Source organism: Chryseobacterium caseinilyticum, assembly GCF_014837145.1.
Lineage (GTDB): Bacteria > Bacteroidota > Bacteroidia > Flavobacteriales > Weeksellaceae > Chryseobacterium > Chryseobacterium caseinilyticum.
This window is the reverse complement of sequence record NZ_JACYFS010000001.1, coordinates 1,221,234-1,242,350: the sequence shown is the minus strand read 5'-3', so window position 1 is coordinate 1,242,350 and position 21,117 is coordinate 1,221,234. Positions and strand designations below refer to the sequence as shown.

Below are 21,117 nucleotides of genomic sequence, written 5' to 3'. Positions count from 1 at the left end.
TTAAAGTTTTATTTTCTTCATATTTTCACGGTTTCCATAGATATTGAAAAGGTCGAGTTTGAAAACATAGGGCAGTTCGATCGTCCTGTTGTGATAGGAAAATACAATTTTAAACGTGTGGGTTCCCGACTGTTTTGCACCTAAAAGCAGTGATATTCTGTCGAAGTCTTTAGGTTTTAAAGCGTTTGAAATCGGGATGTCAAGAGCGTAATTTTTTCCCAGTGATCTGAGTTCTGCATTGTAATTGGCAGAGAATTCAAATCCGGCGCCGTAACCTTCACGGTAAATGTCAATCGGAGTACTGAAGCGGATTTCCTGAGATTTATTTTTATCATCAAGATAAGTTACGGTTCCAAATACATTTGCGCCTTTGTCTACAAAATCTTTGTTTTTAAGTCTGGCGGTTTGAAGAAGATTTTCACTGTTATAAAACTTACTGTATTCTTCCTGATTTTCTTCAAAATAACGGCTGTCGATATTTTTCAGCATCACATTGTTTATAAATTTCTGATCCAGATCAATTCTTCCTCCAGGCTGAAGTTCTGCCACATTAACTGTTGATTCAAACGGCAGATTCCAGTCGGGTTTTTGTCCGTTTGGAACTGTACTGAATTTAATCTTTAAATTTTTAGCAGCTCCGAAACCAACATTATTCAGTGTAAATTTATCCTGTATTCCGGGTATGATGACGGGAGCATTATTTGGAACGCTTTCAACAATTTTTAAAGCGATTCTGTCGAAAAAAATTGCATCATCAGAATTGTTGGTGATTTTGATATCAAACTGAGGAAAATAAACATTAAAATAATCTATAAAACCTTCGTAAGCATGCTTTCCTGTGATGATTTTCTTCTTTCTGATTTCATCAACCAGTTTTGAACTGGGGTAAATTTCAATTGTATCTTTATTTTGTCTGAAATGATAATTCACAAAGTCAAAATCGTCCTGAATGATGGATGGATCCTCTAATGCTTCGTTTGATTTTTGGGCTAAATCTGTCAGTGAAAGATTGATGTTAATGTCATTGTATTCGAAATTCATATTATTTCCGCTGAAATCAGATTTTATTTTTCTGTTGGAAATCAGATTAAAAGTCATCTTCTTTTCAAAACGATCAATAATAAATGTGCTGTCGACTTCGTTTTTAAAACGGAAGATAACATTTGAAGGATACTTAATCTGAGAATTTGAAAACTCGATGTTTGCATTTCCAAATTCATCTGTCAGAAACTTTTGTCCGATGTCGGGAATGATAATCTGAACGTCCTGGGTAGGTTTTCCGTCAACAAAAACTGTTGCTTTCATATTTCTGAGGTCACAGTCGGAATCTTTCCAGCCTGAAGGATTCAAAAGAAAAACGACAGCGAAAATGGCTATGGCTCCGCTGGCAGAAACAATTTTATTATTGAAATTAAAACTGCCCGGAATCGTTGCAGCAAAAGCCGCAGCGGCCAAAGCCAACAGAACCCTGAAAAAGAATTTCTGTGAGGAAGTAGGGCAGGGAATAAGTATAAATACCGCCAATAAAATCAGCAGGAAAATTACTCCCAAAATTATACTCCACTTTTTGAAATCCGTTTTCTTTTCCATGGTTTACTGAAAATTATTTTTCCATTTTTCTGAAAAATCAATTCCGTTTTGCCCCATAATTCCGGTGATGATTTTATTGATTTCTTTCTGAGGTTTATCGGCGAGAACAGCTTTTCCTCCGTTCTGTTCTACGTAGGATTTTTCGGCAATCAATAGCCATTTGTGGAGATTGGCTTCAAGCTCATCCAGAGATGATGCGTCAGGACAGATTTTTAAAGGTTCAATCAAACCGTCAAAATCACTTCCGATGCAGATGTTTTTCCAGGGTTCGCTTATTCCGACCCGTACAATACCGACCTGAATAATGTGAATGATATTAAAACAGAAAACCAGTGGATGCCGTTCTTCTTTTGTGGGAACAAGCCAGCTTTCCTGTTCCATCATAGATTCCATGGTTTCGGTACGGAGACTCTTCACTGAAATCTGCGGGAAGTGCGTCTGAAAATCCGGTGTACTCAGATATTCTTCGTCTCCCGCCATGTTTAAACCCACTTTCGACTGAAAACCGAGAATTCTTACGTCAAGACTTACGCCTAAAATTCCGCCACTTTTTAAAATTTCAATGATATCTTCATCCATTAAATTAATAGACCACGGATTAAAACTGAAATCATTGTTGATGGCAGATCCCCATTTTCCGGAAGGTTTTCTTTTGGTTTCAACCGATACTGCCCGTGCTCCATTGTAATGAAAGACCTTGCATTTATCAGTTTCCAAAGCATTTTTCCATTCGTTTACGCTGTAACCTGTAACGCCGATGTGTGAGGCAATCAAAGGGATTTTAGTATAATCCGGAGTGCCTTTTGGAAATTTTGTCGTTAAGAACTTTTTTCTCCATTCATATAAATCCTGTCTCGATTTCAGACCTAAATGTTTGATATCAATTAAAACGGGACGTGCTTCTCCCAAATGATTAGTCATGGTGAAACATTTCTGAAGCATCTGATAGCCCAGATTGGTAAAACCATTGCCGAAAGGAAAGAAAGATGGGTGTTTCAACATCTTCATGCCAAAAGCATGAGTCGCCAAAACCTGTTCTTTGATGTGGGTTAAATGCGTAACGGTGAGATAAAAAAGATCCATTCCCGATTTTGAGAGGCTGTGGTAGAAATATTCAAAATTTTCTGCAGGATTCTGGCTGTGGTGCGGAAGGCAGTCGGGATCGGTATTTCTGTATGGATCGCTGTTGCCGCAATTTCCGTTGTTTGCGGGAACGAGTTCTTTCCACAACTCGTCCTGCGAAAGCATTTTCCCAGATTCTTCATCTATGACACGATCTTTTTCAAAATCCAGTTTCGAGGCATTTCCGACGAGATATTTGCTGATGTTGTGGCTGCCTTCGAGGCTGAAGCAGATTTCCATCTTACCGTTATTCCGTTTTGGGGAATTTCTTGAGGCAAAATTGATCACATTCTGATCATGCAGAAAACGGAAAACGCTCAGTTCCATCAGCATCAGACGGTAGTAGGAAACTTCGCCGTTTCGCACCTTATCAAAATATTTTTTGTCCAGAGGATTTGAAAAATTGCTTTTTAAAATTCCTCCAAACAGACCTTTGCTGTCGGCAAAACCATATTCCAGATTGCATATTCCTGCAACGGCAAATTTCAGATTTCCTTTGTCGCACTGGGTTACAGAGCACTGACTTTTAAGAATATGAAGCAGAAGGTCGTCCAGAACATTGGTAATAACGTTGGCCATTCTGATGGGTTGGGTATAATCTTTTATGCTTTTGTTCACCTTCGGAAGTGTCTCATCGTAATTGCAGATATGATTTTTGAAAATGGGATGCAGATGTAAATCAAAATATGAAGTCATGGTGTTTTAGTTTTTGTAGCTGTCAAAATACATTTTTAAGATCTTTTCAGAATCATGTGCAGAGTTTCCGGAATCAGATTCAAACACACTCGAAACGGTATTTCCCGTGATGGCAGAAACAGCAATTCTACCTCTTTCTGTCATCATCATTTCGCTCATTTCACTTTCAAACTGTTTGCCCGGAGTCACTTTTCTGATTAAAGTTTTCCAGAGAAAATGAACACCTTCACGAATTCCCAAATCCCATTCCGTCTGTCTGAAATTGGTGTAGGCATGCTGTAAATCCTTCGCTTCCGGAAGTTTCTGTCTTAATAGATTTGAAATATCCAAAATTCCTGCTCCATAGTTGTCGGTATCCCAGCTGTCCGGCTTGAAAACCGAATTTTTCAGACAGGTTCTGAATGCTTCCACAATCTGCCACGGGAACTGGTATTTTCTATAGATTTCATCAAAATTTTTGGCTTTCCAAAGTGCGGCGGCAGCGGCTACGTGTGGTGTTGCGTAACTTGTTCCGCTTCCGTAAGCCATGATTTCATTTTTCTCCTTATCCATCGACGGAACGTAAACGTCTTCACCGGGTGCAGCAATATCAACTGCTTTTCCATAACTGCTACCACGCCACGGTTTTTGATTTGGGTTGATGGCAGCTACGGCAATCGTTCCGGGATAAAGAGCCGGAGCAACGATGGTTTCCACTTCATTTCCGGCGGCACAGCACCAGATAATTCCGTTTTCGTAAGCAGATTTTGCGGTTTCAGCAATCATCAGTCTCGGATAACTTCCCATGCACATGAAAAGAATGTCTGCGCCTGTATTCACCGCCTGATTAACGGCATCCACCAGATTCTTGCCCCTTCCGATCAATACAACTGATTCTGCAATTCGGTAAGGGATGACTTCTATGAGCTGTTCTTTATTTTTATCAGTTAAAATGCCATAGTTTCCGTCGCTTTTGTAATTCATTTTACCTCCGCAGATGATGCTTGCAGTGCGGGTTCCGTGGCCGGGATGTTTCAGAAGTCCTTTAATCATTTCGTCTCTTGCATCTGAACCGTCGATAAAATCTTCATCATTTTCATAATTAAATCTTCCTTTTACTTTGGAATGATCGGTGTAGCCGGTGTCGAGTTGGATGAGTTTTAAATTTTTCAGCCGCTTTTTCACCTCTTCAAGATTTCCTTTCTCAGCTTTTATTATTTTTTCTAAAATGGTTTCGGCATCAGTTTCGGTATCATTCAGGAAATCAACAGTTCCATTGTTTGTGGTAAGACCCACTGCAATACGGTTCCAGCCTCTCTGTCTTTCTTCTTTCGTATCGGTTTTGATATCAAAATAATGGGAAGAATTCCATTTGGTTTTAAAATCATCTTCACGCTCCACGACATTGCTTGTTTTCATGGTTTCGAGAATATCAGATTCGGTGACATGAATATTGCTGCTGCTTGGAAACTGCATATCAGTTTCCATCGGAAGGTCTGGCGTGGCATTTTTTATCTGAGGCAACGCTTCCAGTTTTGCTGAAATTTCCCATGGATTTTCTGAAGACCGTACTGTCACATAATAAATACTTTTCTGTGAAGCGGAAGTTGAAAACGGAAAAACAGGTTCGTTACTTACGATTTCAGGGATTAATTTCTGATAATTATCCACCCAGTCATCCTGCATCGTCTGAATATTGACCAGTTCAATTTCAAAATATTGCAGCGCAGCATCTGAATCTACAGAAGGACTTTGCAGAATATTTACACTTTGATTGACGATGTTATTTTCTGAATTTTTCATGGTGTTTTCAGGATTTGGCTGTTTTTTTTCTTCAAGGTCAGATTCAGTTTCTTTTTCCTGTCTGGTGAAAGAACTTCTGAGCACTGATTCTCTGAAAGCTTCCATATGTTGAGGAAGTTTAAATTTTCTGATGCATTTAATGATAGAACTTATTCTTACTCCTTCATTTCCCATCCAGTCGATTGATTCATCGGGATCGCCACTGCTGTAGACGCCGCCATCTTTTCTCAGAATCTGTCCCTGTGCATTTTTTCTCGGTACACTGCTGTGGTGAAGTGCTACAATTTCACCCGTTCCCAAACCAATCACCACCGCACCAGACGAGCCGGGAAGGGTGTCGGATTCGTAAATGAGAAAGTCATCTTTCAAAGTCAGCATCCGGATGTCTTTCATTACGATTTTCTTGTAATCGCCTTTGGGATGCTGGATGATGACACAGCTTTCTCCGTCAATGATTTTACCTAAATTTTCATTCAGTGATGTAAAAGGCACTTCAGAAATACTTTTGCCTTCATCCGATCTTTCTGATACGGCAACAATTGTAAAATCCAAACCGTTAAGCGGATTTTCCGGTGTGGTCTTGAAAGATGAGGTAATAAAGAATTTCTCGGGTTCGAAATTGAAGGAGAGCGTACGTTTTGAGGTTTTATCACCGTCCATTTCATAGAAAAACTGAACGGTAGAATTTTTGGCAGTATCCTGATCCTGAAAGACGTGATTATTGGTAATCAAAATTCCCGGTGCAATCAGAAATCCTGTTCCGTAGCCTGTGTTTCCGTATCGGGTTTTGATGGTGATTCTTCCTACAGATTCAGCAATTTTAAAGATTTTATTGAGAATATGGATGTCCTGAAAGTTGGGGACACCATTAATTCTCTCCAATGCATCAGGAATTGAAGTATGTTCTGCTGCAACCCTTCGGGCCAGAGCGTGTGGATCAGACTGTAATTCTGTGAGTGATTTTTCTCCGTTACGGTTTTCCTGAATCCCTTTTTTAATGGTTTCTATTTTCCGGGTGGCATCGGTAAATCTTTCGTATGCTTCATCCAGAATGTTTAACTGGAAAGACATAAGTGGTTTGGTGTTTAGTTTTTTTTGTAAGGAAGTTTAGATTCTACAGGCTTTTTCGGTCTCAGATGCCGAAAATTCAATTTTCATAAGGACATGAAATTGTACAGTTGCTCGATGTTTAGTTTTTGGTTATTGTTTTAGTAAATGTATAAAAAAATAAAGTATGTTGCTTAAAATTCGAAGAAAAAATTAATTTTTTGTATATTTAAAAACTAACTGATAAAAAATAATTTATGATTTACTTAGGTATTTTGGTCTTTTTTGGACTGATCACTTTATTTGCTTCGTTCTTCACTGTAAAGCAGGAATCTGCAGCGGTTGTAGAAAGACTGGGCAAATTCTTAAAGGTAAGCCACGCAGGCCTGCATCTGAAAATCCCTTTTCTTGATCAGATTGCAAAACGTCTGAATCTGAGAATCCAGCAATTGGATGTTATTATTGACACCAAAACTTTGGATAATGTATTTATTAAAATGAAAGTTTCTGTACAGTATCAGGTGATCAGAGAAAATGTGAAAGATGCTTATTACCGTCTCGAAAATCCTGAAAACCAAATTACTTCCTATGTATTTGATGTTGTGCGAGCCGAAGTTCCAAAAACAAAATTAGATGATGTTTTTGTAAGAAAAGATGATATAGCCATTGCGGTAAAAAGTGAACTGCAGGAGGCAATGCAGAGTTATGGATATGACATTATCAAAGCTTTGGTAACCGACATTGATCCTGATGAGCAGGTAAAACATGCGATGAACAGAATCAACGCCGCGGAAAGAGAAAAAACCGCCGCCGAGTATGAATCTGAAGCTCAGAGAATCAGAATTGTAGCTGTGGCAAAAGCCGAGGCAGAATCTAAAAAGCTTCAGGGTCAGGGTATTGCAGACCAAAGAAGAGAGATAGCAAAAGGTCTTCAGGAATCTGTTCATATGTTGAATTCTGTGAATATAAAACCACAGGAAGCTTCTGCATTAATCGTGGTAACGCAGCATTATGATACACTTCAATCCATTGGAGCAAATAACAGAAGTAATCTTGTTCTGTTGCCCAATTCACCAACTGCAGCGAGTTCAATGTTGAATGACTTGGTGGTTTCGATGGCTGCTACTCAAAATCTGGATGATTTAAATCTTCCACCTAAAAAATAATCAGAATTTGGAAAATTCTGAACACATTATAGAATATTAAAATTTCGGATAAAGGGGAAATTTTTAGCAAATTGTATAAGACGGACTTTTTAAAATGGTCCGTCTTTTTTGTGTTCAAAATTAATTATTTTCCAATTGATAAATATCATGTGTAATCGGTTAAACAGATTCAAACATTAAATTAAATTTGTCTAACTATTTTTATTTAGAATGATTAAAAATTTATCTTTTTCGATTATGACTTTTTTAAGTCTTGGAAGCATAGTTCAGCTCAATGCTCAATGTAATGCAATTGACAGCTTTTCTGAAAACTTCGATACACTTTCGTGCTGTGCCTTCGGAATAGTACCCAACTGCTGGAACAGCCTGCGTACTTCCACAGGAAACCAGATTATTTCACACACGACACCAGCTTCAGGAGGATCAAATGTGTATCAGACCGGTTATGGTTCAGGTGCGGTTTCTATTGTGATAATGCCTATTTTAAGCAACATAAATGCAGGAACTCATCATTTTAAATTTAAAGTGAGAGTGAATTCCGGACCGGGAAAGCTGGATTTTGGCTACTTGACAGATGCGAATGATATTAATTCTTTTGTTACATTGGAATCACTTACGATTACCAACAGTACATACGACAGCTCGGCTGAAAGAACATTGGATGTTCCTACAACTGTTCCTGCCAATGCAAGACTCGCCATCAGAAATCCGGGATCTACCTGGGCGGGACACTATTGGGATGATGCAGTTTGGGAGCCAAAATCAAATCTAAATGTTCAGGATGCAGATTTGACTTCATTTAAAGTTTATCCAAACCCTGCAAGCGATTATGTTGAGATCTCTGAAGCTCAAAAAGTAAATGATATTACAATCTTTGATGCATCAGGCAGATTAGTAAAAACTGTTACTGCTCCTCAGTCAAAAATATCAGTTTCTGAGCTTTCTGCAGGAATGTATTATCTTAAAATCAAATTTATTGATAAGTCTACAACAGTTCTTTCAGAAAAATTTATAAAAAAATAGAATTGAAATCTTTTTGGTGTCAGGTTCATGTTTATAAACAAAAAAAGCTGGTCAGATGACCAGCTTTTTTCATTAAACAAATAAAAGTTTAATATTATTTCTTCATTCCCGGAGGATAGTTTGCCATAATTTCCATCATAATTTTAGGGATTTGCTTCTGCTTAGCTTTAGGTCTGTCAACGGAAATTCCGCTTCCGATTCCCTGCCAAACCAGTTTTTGCGTTTTGGCATCAACCATATCCACGATGATGGCCCCTTCGTTGTAGTTGCTGGTCCAGGTTCTGTTCATCCCGATTCCCCAACCGAAACCGCCGCCCCAGCCCCACATTCCTCCGTAAGGATTCGTGGTGTTGATATCGGTGATTTTTTTATGATTCGCCTTTACATTGATTATTACGTCAGGATTTTCGCCCGACTGTAAACCTTTTGCCTGCAGCTGTTTCGATAATTCATTTAAAACTCTGTCTTTATCGATATCGTTTATTTTTAAATCATCAATTCTCAGTTTGTACGTTCTGTAGTTACTGAAAGTAGCAGTCTGAGCATAATCTGATCTTACCTGGAACGGACTGCAAGATGAAAGTCCTAAACTCGCTGCGAGTACAATAAGAATATATCTTTTCATTTCTATTATTTTTTTTTATTGATCTTTATAAATGTGTCTGTCTTTTTATCGTATCCGTAAGGGCAGTGTCTACATCCGCTTTTGCAGCAGTAGCCGCGCTTCAGATGAAATTTTTCTGTAAAAACTTTATATCCCTGTTCGTTATAATAAAAGTCTTCATTCTCTTTGATGTCAAATAGAGCCATAAAGTTAAATGCTAAAATTCAAAAAACCTATATATTTGTAATTATGATAATTGTGTGCCAAAAACCTTTAAAACGCTTGAAAATAAGTGGCATAACACTTTTTCCATTTATTTTTATTAGGAATCCCGAAGATAAGAAAAATAAAATACTGATCAACCATGAAAAAATTCATTTGCGACAGCAATTGGAGTTGCTTATTATTTTCTTTTACATTGCTTATCTGCTTGAGTACTACTTCTGGCTTTTCAAATTAAAAAACAGCCATAAAGCGTACCGGAGAATATCTTTTGAGCGTGAAGCCTATGCCATGGAGTGTGATATGAATTATCTGAAAAAAAGAAAATTCTGGGGTTTCTGGAAGTATATTTAATCGTAATTCACATTGATAAATAATGATAAGCTAATTTCTTTGAGAGTTTTGTCTGTCATTAAATAAAAATCTCAGGTAACTTAAAATATAGAAGTTTAGATTGCTGCCGAATGACAAAGTAGTGCTGATCTTTGTACGATGTTTAAAAAGTAAGGTCATTTTAATTTTAAAAAAAAAATTAAGGAAATTTGCATTAATGAAAGTTCCCGAAATACAGATTCCGATAGTAGAAATTCCGATAGAAAAAAAGGTGAAGCTCTTTATGAAAAGGGAAGATCTCATTCATCCCGAAATCTCCGGAAACAAACACTGGAAACTTTTTTTTAATATAAATAATTATTTAGATCTGAAACCTGAAAATCCTCTAATCATCACTTTTGGGGGAGCCTTTTCTAATCATATTTCAGCAGTTTCTGCTCTTGGGAATCAGTTTAATTTAAAAACTTTAGGCATTATCCGGGGAGAGGAAATCGGGAAAAAATGGAAGGAGAATCCTACCTTGGTTTATGCAAAAAGAAACGGGATGAATCTGAAATTCGTTACCCGTGAAGAATACCGCCACAAAGAAAAACTTACAGAATTTTTAAAACAGGAATTTCCAGAAGCACTGATTATTCCCGAGGGCGGAACCAACAGAAACGCTGTACAGGGCATTAAAATGATGCTCAATAACGATACAAAAGATTTTGATTATCTTTGCACAGCAGTCGGAACCGGAGGAACCCTTGCAGGACTTTCAGAGTTTTGTGAAGACAATCAGGAAGTTATAGGTTTTAAAGTAGTTGAAGATGATTCTTTGGAAGAAAAGATTTCAAAATTAACATCAAAAAGAAATTTTCATCTAACCGATGCTGCTTTTGGAGGTTATGGTAAAATAAACGACGAAAACGTACGTTTTATCAACGACTTTAAAGCAAAATATGAAATCCCGCTGGAACCGATCTATACAGGAAAAATGATGCAGAAAGTTTTTGAAATGATTGATGCAGGTTATTTTCCGGAGGGAAGCAAAATTCTCTGTTTTCACACCGGTGGTTTGCAGGGAATTGAAGGAGCAAACTTGCTTCTGCAGAAACAGAACAGAAATTTGATTATATAAATTTAAATTTGAAAAAATGGAAACACATTTTGTGTTCCATATTTCTTTTAAACATTAAAAATAGTAAGATGAAAAGACTTTTCACCGTCGTAAGCCTTTTAGTTTTATCTGAATTCTCAGCCCAAACCTGGGCGAATGATGACCAGTACATCCAGAAATTTGCCCAATACGCAGTAGAGGAAATGGAAAAATATAAAATTCCTGCCTCAATCACGCTTGCACAGGGGCTTTTGGAAACGGGTGGCGGACAGAGCCGGCTTGCTCAGGAAGGAAAAAATCATTTTGGAATAAAGTGTAAGGAAGAATGGACCGGCAAGACGATGAAACATACCGATGACGCTCCAAATGAGTGTTTCAGAGTGTATGATGACCCAAGGCAGTCTTATGAAGATCACTCAGTTTTTTTAGCCACCAGAAAGTATTACGCCAATCTTTTTAATCTCGATATGAAAGATTACAAAGCGTGGGCCCATGGTCTTAAAAAAGCAGGTTACGCCACAAACCCAAGATATGCAGGCATTCTCATCAGCAAAATTGAAAAGTACAGATTGTACGAATTTGATCAGGTGAATTCTAAAGAAGTTAATTTTGCTATTCTTAAAATGTATCCCGGATTGAAAGATGATCAGGCATATATGGCAAGTCTGGAATCTTCTAAGGCGGTTGAAAAGAAAAAAGTTTCAAAGCCTGCACCGGCTCCTAAAAAAGTTTACGCTGAAGCTCCCAAAAAGGAACGTGTAAAAACCAAATCAGAAATTCTGAATTCTATTTTAATCAAAAGCCATCCGAACGGAGGTTTGAAATATGTAGTGATTCCTGAAGATACAGATATTCAGTTTATAGCCGGTAAATTTAAAATCAGTGAAGAAAAACTGATGAAATGGAATGAATTGGAAACCAATCAATTAAATAAAAACGAAATTATCTTTCTTGAATCTAAAAATTCAGATGGAAACACAGCAATCTACAAAGCTGAATATTCCGAAGATATGCACGACATTGCCCAGAAATTCGGAATTAAACTCAATAAACTTTACGCAAAAAACAGAATGGATGAAGGCCAGAAACCTTCTGCCGGTCAGCTGATTTATCTGATTGCAAAAAAGCCTAGAAATTAGTTTTAAGGGAGCGTTTTTAACATACAACATCCTACACCCAGCATCTAACACACAAACATCTATCACCCAACAATCAATGAGATACCAGAGAAGTTCAGCTTTATTTGATGAAGCTTACCAATATATTCCCGGCGGAGTCAATTCGCCTGTACGTGCCTTCAAATCTGTTGGCGGCGTTCCTGTTTTTATGAAATCTGCAAAAGGAGCTTACCTTACAGATGCCGACGACAATGTTTACGTAGATTACATCAACTCGTGGGGACCGGCTATTTTAGGGCATACGCATCCGGAAGTTTTAGAGGAACTCAAAATTCAGGCTGAGAAAGGATTTTCTTTCGGTGCGCCCACAGAATTGGAAACAGAAATCGCAAAATTCATCACAGAAAATGTTCCGAATATTGACCAGATCAGAATGGTTTCTTCAGGAACGGAAGCGTGTATGAGTGCCGTAAGACTGGCAAGAGGCTTTACGGGAAGAGATAAAATTGTGAAATTTGAAGGCTGCTATCACGGTCACTCAGATTCATTTTTAATAAAAGCGGGGAGTGGTGCTGCAACTTTTGGCAACCCAAATTCACCTGGAGTTACTGCAGGAACAGCAAAAGATACTTTGCTGGCGAGATATAATGATTTTGAACAGGTTGAAGAATTATTTAAACAAAATCCTGGTGAAATTGCAGGAATCATCATCGAGCCGGTTGCCGGAAATATGGGTTGTGTATTGCCTGAAAATGATTTTCTCCAGAAACTGAGAATTCTGTGTGACGAAAACGGATCTTTACTGATATTTGATGAAGTGATGACTGGTTTCAGACTGGCTTTTGGCGGTGCACAGGAATTATTTAATGTAAAAGCTGATTTGGTGACTTACGGAAAAGTAATTGGAGGCGGACTGCCGGTTGGTGCTTTTGCAGGAAGAAACGAAATTATGGATCATCTTGCACCAAAAGGCGGCGTTTATCAGGCCGGAACTTTGAGCGGAAATCCATTGGCGATGAGAGCTGGTTTGAAAACGCTTCAGCTTATCAAAAATGACTTCGAATTTTTCAACAGACTTGAAGAAACTACTGAAGTTTTAGATATTGAAATAGGTAAGATTTTAACTGAAAAGGGAATTCACCATACGATCAACAGAAAAGGATCGATGATGTCGGTTTTCTTTGATACAGATAAGGTTTCAGATTTTGATGATGCACAGAAAGCAAATCATTACACATTTAACAAATTCTTCCATCACATGCTTGAAAACGGAATTTATCTTCCGCCGAGTGGGTATGAAACTTATTTTATCAGTGATGCTATTCGAGATGAAGAAATCAATATGACACTGGATGCAGTAAGAACTTTTTGATACTGAAATTCAGATATAAAAAAAGATGAAGTCGGTTGGCTTCATCTTTTTTTGTGCAAAAAAATAGCCGCTTTTTACGGCGGCTATTGTATTTAAACCGTTCATAAAACTGAAGATTTAAACTGAAATTCATAAATGAAGTAGGATGAAGTCGGTTGTCTTCATCTTTTTTTGTGCAAAAAAATAGCCGCTTTTTACGGCGGCTATTTTATTTAGATTGAATAATGATTATTCTTTAATGAATTTTTTCTGAACAGTGGTATTCCCATCGACAACTTCAATAACGTAAAGACCGTTGATCAGTCTTGATACATCAATTTTATTGTTGACAATTACTCCTGAAGAAACAAGCTGTCCTGAAGTACTGTAAATTTTATAGTTAGCTTTTACACTGATATTTTTTATATTAAGCACTGTCTTTACAGGGTTTGGATATAAAATAATTTCAGTCTGGTCTAAAGCATTTACAATCGGTTTCTTTTGAATTCTTACCGTGTAATCTTCAACTTCACCATCTGCAAAGCTCGTACAGTTTACAGGAACACCATCTTTCTGCATTGCCACTCTCATTACTACATATTTGTAATCTGTACTGCTCACAAAAGTATCTTCAGGTACGGTAAATGCAGCACTTACAGAAGTCTGACTGTTCGGACCGTTAGAAAGGATTTTTTCATTCACATCAAAATATCCGTTTCTGTTGAAATCAATCCATACAGCAACACCTGTATTTGAACCGGATGCAGAAGTTTTATCAACTTTAACAACATTCCCCTGAGATCCCTGAATTAAAGTAATATACTTTGTAGTATCTCCTGTGAAATCTGTATAGTTTGAAGGTCCTGAAGCATTTTCTTTTGCTGCACTCTGATAAGGCGTTACGCTTACTTTATTGATGTATTCTGTTGTAGAATTTGTTGAAGACATTTGGCAGTATACTACCGTTGGAGTCGTAAAATAATACAACGGTGTAAAGTTTCCAGGAGTTCCGGTACAAACGTTTGCAACCTGCATTTCATATTTTGTTAATTCCACTAATCCGGTAATCGTGTATGTTGTCGTATTATTAACAGTGATATTTGTCCAGCTCGGAATTCCAACTTTTCTGTATCTTAAAACATAACTGTTGGTAGCTCCGGTTCCTGTGTAAGCTTCCCAGGTTACTTCTGCCGAAGTTGGGTTAAGCTGAGTAATCGTTAATCCCGGAGGCGGAATTTCGCAAACTCTGACCGTTGTAAATACCTGCGCATTTGACCACGGGTTTGGAGTTGTCTCTCCAATACATGTGTTTCTTACCATAACTTCGTAAGTTTTATAAGAACTTAATCCGTCAAGAACATAAGAGTTTGCAGGCGGCTGAGGAATTGTCGGCGTGTTCCACACTGCTGTTCCCACTTCTCTCCACTGCAGTTGGTACGTACCATTTACTGCCAGAGGATTCCAGGTAACTAATGCAGAAGTTGAGGTGATATTGGTCACTGTAACGTTCGGTGGAGTAGGATCACATCTTGTAATAAATGTATTGTGTGAATAAACACCAGGTACATTTTTACATACTGCAGCAATTTCCACTTCATACTCGGTCGCAGGAAGTAAATTGGTTAATGTAAAAGTATTCGTTGCTGCAGGATATGGAGCTGCACCAACAGACTGAGTCTGCCACGCTGTGCTTCCTAAAGGTCTGTATCTGATCTCGTAAGTTGCTCCGTTGATATCCTGATTCCAGTTTAAAACTGCTGAATTCTGAGTGATTGTTCCTACAGTTACTGTTGGTGTTGCATTGTTACAAACCAGTAATTTTACATTGTCAACAGCTACCGGCGGCTGTACTCCGCCACTTCCGTCATTTCTCCATTCAAATACTACACGCATTGTAGATCCTGCAAAACTGCCGATGTTTAAGGCTGGATTAAGGAAATTCTGCCATGCAGTCTGCAGATTATAGTTTGCTCCAATCTGAATTCTTCCTGTTCCTGCAGTAATCTGAGTTCCTGCCACCGGCTGATAAGAAGCTGGCACCAACCAAACTCTTAAATAGTCATAAGTGCTTTCTCCGCCTGCTTTCCAGTCGAAACCAAACTGAGCTTCTGTAGTTCCCGCAGGTACTGCAATATCTCTGTAGGCATGTACCACAGATGTTGAACTGATGGTGTATGCATTCGCGGTTCCGTTGTTGGAAATATAGATAGAATTACCTGTATTTCCTGTTGCTGAACCGGAAACCCATTTGTTGGTCTGAGTTCCGTTGGTAAATCCAAAATCAACCGCACCCGAGAAATCCTGAATGTAAGGAATTGTCGCAGGAATCTGCGTTGTTGTAAATGAAGGTCCTGCAGTCCACAAGCTGTAATCGGTAGTATTGCAACGTGAACGTACCCAGAAGTAATAAGTTGTATTCGGTGTTAAACTTCCCAAAGTTACTGAAGTCGCATTTGTGTTGCCTGTTGGAGGCGTTGTCTGAGTAGGGGCAGTATTTGTAGTCGTTACATAATACTGGTATCCGTTTGCCGGCGCCGGAGTTGGGGCAGTCCAGCTTATTGTAGCACCGTTTGCTGTCACTGTAATTACGGCCAAAGCAGTAGGAATAACACAGGATGGGATTGATATATTTACATTATCAATAGCCATTGGAGGCTGAGTTCCACCGCTGCTGTCATTTCTCCATTCAAAAACTAGACGCATTGTTGATCCTGCAAAAGAGGTGATATTTAAATTTGAATTTAAATAATTAGCCCATGTTGCCTGATTGTTCATGTTACCGCCTACCTGAACTCTTCCTGTTCCAGCGGTAATCTGTGTTCCAGCTACAGGAACGAATGTTATTGGCACCAACCATACTCTGAGATAGTCATAGTTGGTTGTTGTGAACCCTTCGCCAATACCTTTCCAGTCAAAAGATAAATTGGCAATTGTAGTACCTGCCGGTACAGTGATATCACGGAATGCCTGTACTACTGATGTAGAACCAATTGTGTAAGCATTCGCAGTACCGTTGTTATTGGAAATGTAAATTGAATTTCCTGTGTTTCCTGTTGCAGATCCGTATGCCCATTGGTTGGTCTGAGTTCCGTTTACAAATGCGAAATCATTTCCCCCTGTGAAATTCTGAGTATAAGGAATTGTTGCAGGAATTTGAGGCGTTGTAAATGACGGTCCGGGTGTCCATATGCTTAGATCACTTGTACCGCATACTGAACGAACCCAAAAGTAGTATGTAGTATTTGGATTCAAACTGCCTAGAATCGTTGACGTTGAAGCAGAAGTACCTGAAGGAGGTGTTGTAGCAACCGGAGCAGTATTGGTTGTAGTAACATAATACTGATAGCCGTTTGCAGGCGCTGGTGTAGGTGCTGTCCAGCTGATGGTTGCTCCATTTGGTGTGATATTGTTCACTGCCAAAGCAGTTGGCATCACACATGAAGGAATCGAAAGATTAACATTATCGATGGCAACCGGAGGCTGAGTACCGGATGAAAAATCGTTTCTCCATTCGAAAACAAGTCGCATCGTAGAACCTGCGAAACTGCTTAAATTTAAACCTGAATTTAAATAATTCAGCCACGTCGCCTGATTGTTCATATTTCCACCCAACTGGATTCTCCCTGCTCCCGCTGTGATCTGTGTCCCTGCAACAGGAGTAAAAGTCGCAGGTACCAGCCAGACTCTCAGATAATCATAGTTGGTAGTTGTAAAACCTTCACCTATACCTTTCCAGTCGAAAGATAATGTGGCAATAGTAGTATTTGCTGGTACAGTAATTTCACGGTAAGCCTGAACAACTGAAGTAGAATTTACAGTATAAGCGTTTGCCGTACCGTTATCATTGGAGATATAGATAGAACTTCCTGTATTTCCAGTTGCAGTTCCATATGCCCATTTGTTGGTTTGGGTACCATTCACAAACGTAAAATCGTTTGCTGAGTTAAAATTCTGCGTGTAAGGTATCGTAGCAGGTGTCTGAGCTTTTAGATGACTCATAATTCCCAACTGTGATACCAGCCACAGAAAAATAAATGAAGTAAAAAATTTCTTCATGATTGTACGATTATTTTTGAATTATTATTTATCAAAACAAAAATAATCAATTAGAAAATTGAACACTTTCTTTACCCTTGAAGAATTATTCTTAAATGGCTGTTAATTATTTGGAATTTAGTACGTAATTAATTTATTTGTTATTCAGAAAATAACATTTAGAGAAAAGTAAATTTTTTTTGATAATTTTTAGGTGTGTCACCAACGAGTTGCTTAAATACTCTGTTAAAGTAATTTGCATCAGAAAAACCAGTTTGGAAAGCAGTCTCTTTAATGCTGTTCTGAGTGGCCAAAAGTTCTTTTGCTTTGCTGATTCTTTCCTGCAGAATAAAATCATTAGGCGAAGTTCCAAGTTCATCTTTAAACATCCTGAAGAAATTAGATTTACTCACATACGCCAGTTTAGCAATAGCATCCACCGAAAGCTTCTGGTGAAGATTTTTTCTGATATAATCTACGGCAAATCCAATTCTCGATTTATTTTTAGCCACATTTTTCTCAACCATTCCGCGAGCCTGCGTCTGCATTAAACGGATGAGCAGTTCTTTCAAAGCAAAATCTGCCATAATATCTTTCTGCGAATTGTCGTCCATCGCAATTCTCATAATATTGTTGGTTGCTGAAGCTAAAGACTGATTATTAAACAGAAAATATTCATTTAAATCTAAATTCCAGTTTGAGGTTTCATCTGTTTTCGGAAGGTGATAGTTTAAATGATTTAAAGAATCTTCAATAAACTCAGAATTTAAACTTAAAGAAATACACTGTGAAGGCGTTTCATCGGCTTCGGGGAAATCAATCACCATCGTTTCTCCAGGCGAAACCAGCACACTTTCTCCCGGGAAGTAATCAAAATACTGATTTTTGCTCTCCAGTTTTAAATGCTTTTTGCCTCTGAGCATTGCCGTGAAAGCAATTGTATCAAAATGCAGTTTTACATTAAAAGCAGATTTGTGGGTTTCATAAATACTGAACTCACAATTCCTCAGATTGAATTTTGTCTGATTTTCAACCAGTGTTATCAGCTTGTTTTCTTCTTTCAGTTCAGGCTCTTGCAATAAGTATTTATGATCGTTCATTATCATGATTTTTGGTGTGTGCTCTGTTTCAAAGATAAAAATTTAATAATTAAGGCAAATGTTAAGTAAAGCATAAAATTTTATTCGTTGCATGATTTTACAGTTTTTTTGCACGATTTTGCTATTCAGATAAAATTCATCAGTGTAACTTGGCTAAACAGAAATTTAAAATCTTACATAAAAATGAGTACATCAACACAAAATCAATCAGAAACATTATTACAGTGGCCGGAATTCAAAAGTCAGTATGACAATTATATCAACGGTCAGTTTACGTCGCCTGTAAACGGAAAATATTTTGACGTGGTTTCGCCGGTAAACGGTAAGAATTTTACCAAGGCCGCACATTCTTCAAAAGAAGATCTGGAAGTGGCCGTTAATGCAGCTACCGAAGCATTTAAAACGTGGAAGAACACTTCTTCAACGGAAAGAAGTATTATTTTAAACAAAATTGCAGACAGAATTGAGGAGAATTTAGAATACCTCGCTACGGTTGAAACCATTGACAACGGTAAGGCTGTAAGAGAAACTTTGGCTGCAGATATTCCTCTGGCGGTTGATCATTTCAGATATTTTGCATCAGTAATCAGAGCAGAAGAAGGATCACATAACGAACTGGATAAAGATACCGTATCACTTATCGTTCATGAGCCGCTTGGTGTAATCGCACAAATTATTCCGTGGAACTTCCCGATTTTAATGGCAGTCTGGAAACTGGCTCCGGCCTTGGCTGCGGGAAACTGTGTGGTTTTGAAGCCGGCTGAAAGTACACCAATTTCAATTTTGGTTTTAATGGAATTAATTGGCGATCTTCTTCCTGCGGGCGTTGTGAACATCGTCAACGGTTTCGGAGCAGAATTGGGAAGGGCTTTGGTCACCAATCCTAAAGTGAATAAGGCGGCATTTACCGGTTCTACAGTAACGGGTCGTCTGGTAATGCAGTACGCAACAGAAAACATCATTCCGGTAACCTTAGAATTAGGTGGGAAATCTCCAAACATCTTCTTCAGTTCCGTGATGGATGCTGATGATGAGTTTTTGGATAAAGCGATTGAAGGAGCAGTTTTATTTGCTTTAAATCAGGGTGAAATCTGTACCGCCCCGTCAAGACTTCTGGTACAGGAAGATATTGCAGATGCCTTCATCGAAAAGGTAATTGAAAGAGTAAAATCTATTAAAGTCGGAAATCCGCTGGATAAAACAACAATGATGGGAGCTCAGGCTTCGCAGATTCAGAAAGATAAAATTCTCTCTTACATTAAATTAGGGAAAGAAGAAGGGGCAGAAGTGCTTGTAGGAGGAGATGTCAACAAAGTAGGAGAAGGTCTGGAAGAAGGATACTACATCCAGCCGACCATTTTCAAAGGAAACAACAGAATGAGAATCTTCCAGGAAGAGATTTTCGGTCCTGTTCTGGCATTTACCACCTTCAAAGACGAAGAAGAAGCTCTGAAAATTGCCAACGACACCATTTATGGTTTAGGAGCAGGAGTTTGGACAAGAGATGCGCATCAGCTGTACAACATTCCTCGCCACATTGAAGCAGGCAGAGTTTGGGTAAACCAATATCATGCATACCCTGCAGGTGCTCCTTTCGGAGGATACAAGCAGTCCGGAATCGGAAGGGAAAATCACAAAATGATGCTCGACCACTATCGTCAGACAAAAAATATGTTGATTTCTTACAATAAAAACAAATTAGGTTTCTTTTAGATCATTTGGGCGTGCCCCTTTGCATGGCCAACCCACAACGCTGGCAGGGTTCGGAACCCTGCCAGCGTTCCCCCACCAATGCAAGCGGGTCGGGCTATGCAGGGCTCCACTTCGTTTCGGTACTCCGCTTTGCTGCGTACCGGCTCGTTCCTCGCCGCCCTTCCTATCCCTCACGCGGGAGGAAATCTTCTTTTCACTATTATTTTTAAAACGGAAAAGCATTGATTTCTATTTTTTAAAAGAACAGTGAAATATTTAATATTCAAGCCTTGTTATGATTTTAAATCTTGGCAAGATTTTTAAACTGAAATAATTTTTCAGACGTGCAGCATCACTGCAGCTTAAATTATAGACTTGGTTGAAGTTCGGCGACAAATTTCGCCGGACTTTTTTTTAACTTTAATTAAAATTAAAAATGGAAACGCAGAATAAAATAGCGCGACTTTCAGTTACAGAAAAAGCCCTCGAACTGATCTGGGAACTGGAAAAAAAACACGGTGATCTCATGTTTTACCAGGCCGGAGGTTGTTGCGAAGGCACTCAGCCACAATGTTTTGAAAAAGGAGGCTATTTCCCGAGAATGAACGATGCCATGATCGGCACCATCAACGGCCACGAATTCTGGATCGACCGCGATCTCTTCGAATACTGGCAGTACTCGCATTTCACCTTAGATGTACTGGAAGGCTTCGGGCCCGGCGGATTTTCTCTGGAAACACCTTTGGGAAAAACATTCAAAGTGCATTACAGACTTTTCACACCAGAAGAACTGCAGAATCTGGAAGAAGTAAAGCGGAGTGAATAGCAATGGATTGTTTTCCCACGAATTGCACAGATACTATCTCGAAGATTTATGTATCATAACCACAAATTACAGTCATTTTGAATAAGCCGAAAACTCCTCATCACAACCGTAACGTGGTTCAATAAAATTTTCACACTCAATTTGAATATAATCCGTGAAAATCTGTGAAGTCCGTGCGCTGATTTTTTTCGCACAGACTTCACAGATTTTCACAGATAATTCGTGCAAAACATTCGTGGAATTTGTTTTAATACATGCATCCATCGCTCATCTATTAGTCAGATTCGTCAAAAATTCGTGCGATTCGCATT

15 protein-coding genes are annotated in these 21,117 nt (G+C 38.6%); 8 read left to right on the top strand and 7 right to left on the bottom strand.

Annotation, left to right across the window (positions count from 1 at the left end; all coding sequences use genetic code 11):
- Genes IC610_RS05960 through IC610_RS05950 form a run of 3 tightly spaced genes read right to left on the bottom strand, consistent with a single transcriptional unit; the run spans position 1 to position 6,261 of the window.
- Positions 1-1,590: a hypothetical protein gene (locus tag IC610_RS05960; protein ID WP_191735647.1), complete on the bottom strand. Its 1,590-nt coding sequence runs from the start codon at positions 1,588-1,590 to the stop codon at positions 1-3.
- 3 nt (positions 1,591-1,593) lie between these two features.
- The gene (locus IC610_RS05955) at positions 1,594-3,408 is read right to left on the bottom strand and encodes an amidohydrolase family protein (RefSeq protein WP_191735646.1); all 1,815 of its coding nucleotides are present in this window, start codon (positions 3,406-3,408) and stop codon (positions 1,594-1,596) included.
- A gap of 6 nt (positions 3,409-3,414) precedes the next feature.
- Complete coding sequence (locus IC610_RS05950; protein ID WP_191735645.1) at positions 3,415-6,261, bottom strand: S8 family serine peptidase; 2,847 nt, start codon at positions 6,259-6,261, stop codon at positions 3,415-3,417.
- A 233-nt stretch (positions 6,262-6,494) separates the two neighbouring features.
- On the opposite strand from IC610_RS05950, the gene IC610_RS05945 reads away from it, so the two are divergent.
- Both IC610_RS05945 and IC610_RS05940 read left to right on the top strand, forming a co-directional pair.
- Complete coding sequence (locus tag IC610_RS05945; RefSeq protein ID WP_056032003.1) at positions 6,495-7,403, top strand: SPFH domain-containing protein; 909 nt, start codon at positions 6,495-6,497, stop codon at positions 7,401-7,403.
- A gap of 210 nt (positions 7,404-7,613) precedes the next feature.
- Positions 7,614-8,426, top strand: coding sequence for a T9SS type A sorting domain-containing protein (locus tag IC610_RS05940; protein WP_191735644.1), 813 nt, complete (start codon positions 7,614-7,616; stop codon positions 8,424-8,426).
- A gap of 94 nt (positions 8,427-8,520) precedes the next feature.
- Here the strand turns inward: IC610_RS05940 and IC610_RS05935 are convergent, their stop codons facing one another.
- Together IC610_RS05935 and IC610_RS05930 are read right to left on the bottom strand one after the other, a co-directional pair.
- Positions 8,521-9,051 carry a DUF4136 domain-containing protein gene (locus IC610_RS05935; RefSeq protein ID WP_191735643.1) on the bottom strand — a complete coding sequence of 177 codons (531 nt, stop codon included), beginning with the start codon at positions 9,049-9,051 and terminating at the stop codon, positions 8,521-8,523.
- Positions 9,052-9,056: 5 nt separating this feature from the next.
- The gene (locus IC610_RS05930) at positions 9,057-9,236 is read right to left on the bottom strand and encodes a DUF5522 domain-containing protein (protein WP_056080947.1); all 180 of its coding nucleotides are present in this window, start codon (positions 9,234-9,236) and stop codon (positions 9,057-9,059) included.
- Between the two features lie 43 nt (positions 9,237-9,279).
- On the opposite strand from IC610_RS05930, the gene IC610_RS05925 reads away from it, so the two are divergent.
- The 4 genes from IC610_RS05925 (at position 9,280) to hemL (ending at position 13,174) form a co-directional block, all read left to right on the top strand.
- A complete protein-coding gene (locus tag IC610_RS05925; RefSeq protein WP_191736220.1) occupies positions 9,280-9,606 on the top strand; it encodes a hypothetical protein in 327 nt (108 codons plus the stop codon).
- A gap of 196 nt (positions 9,607-9,802) precedes the next feature.
- Complete coding sequence (locus IC610_RS05920) at positions 9,803-10,705, top strand: 1-aminocyclopropane-1-carboxylate deaminase/D-cysteine desulfhydrase (RefSeq protein WP_191735642.1); 903 nt, start codon at positions 9,803-9,805, stop codon at positions 10,703-10,705.
- A 68-nt stretch (positions 10,706-10,773) separates the two neighbouring features.
- On the top strand, positions 10,774-11,823 hold the full coding sequence (locus IC610_RS05915; protein WP_191735641.1) for a glucosaminidase domain-containing protein: 1,050 nt from the start codon (positions 10,774-10,776) through the stop codon (positions 11,821-11,823).
- 76 nt (positions 11,824-11,899) lie between these two features.
- Positions 11,900-13,174 (top strand): glutamate-1-semialdehyde 2,1-aminomutase, encoded by a 1,275-nt coding sequence (gene hemL, locus IC610_RS05910; RefSeq protein WP_191735640.1) that lies wholly within the window; start codon positions 11,900-11,902, stop codon positions 13,172-13,174.
- Positions 13,175-13,402: 228 nt separating this feature from the next.
- Here hemL and IC610_RS05905 read toward each other — a convergent pair whose 3' ends face one another.
- Together IC610_RS05905 and IC610_RS05900 are read right to left on the bottom strand one after the other, a co-directional pair.
- On the bottom strand, positions 13,403-17,209 hold the full coding sequence (locus IC610_RS05905) for a fibronectin type III domain-containing protein (protein ID WP_191735639.1): 3,807 nt from the start codon (positions 17,207-17,209) through the stop codon (positions 13,403-13,405).
- A gap of 158 nt (positions 17,210-17,367) precedes the next feature.
- Positions 17,368-18,288 carry an AraC family transcriptional regulator gene (locus IC610_RS05900; RefSeq protein ID WP_191735638.1) on the bottom strand — a complete coding sequence of 307 codons (921 nt, stop codon included), beginning with the start codon at positions 18,286-18,288 and terminating at the stop codon, positions 17,368-17,370.
- A gap of 183 nt (positions 18,289-18,471) precedes the next feature.
- On the opposite strand from IC610_RS05900, the gene IC610_RS05895 reads away from it, so the two are divergent.
- Positions 18,472-20,001: an aldehyde dehydrogenase family protein gene (locus tag IC610_RS05895; RefSeq protein ID WP_191735637.1), complete on the top strand. Its 1,530-nt coding sequence runs from the start codon at positions 18,472-18,474 to the stop codon at positions 19,999-20,001.
- A gap of 415 nt (positions 20,002-20,416) precedes the next feature.
- Positions 20,417-20,806, top strand: coding sequence for a DUF779 domain-containing protein (locus tag IC610_RS05890; RefSeq protein ID WP_191735636.1), 390 nt, complete (start codon positions 20,417-20,419; stop codon positions 20,804-20,806).
- The last annotated feature ends 311 nt before the right edge of the window (positions 20,807-21,117 follow it).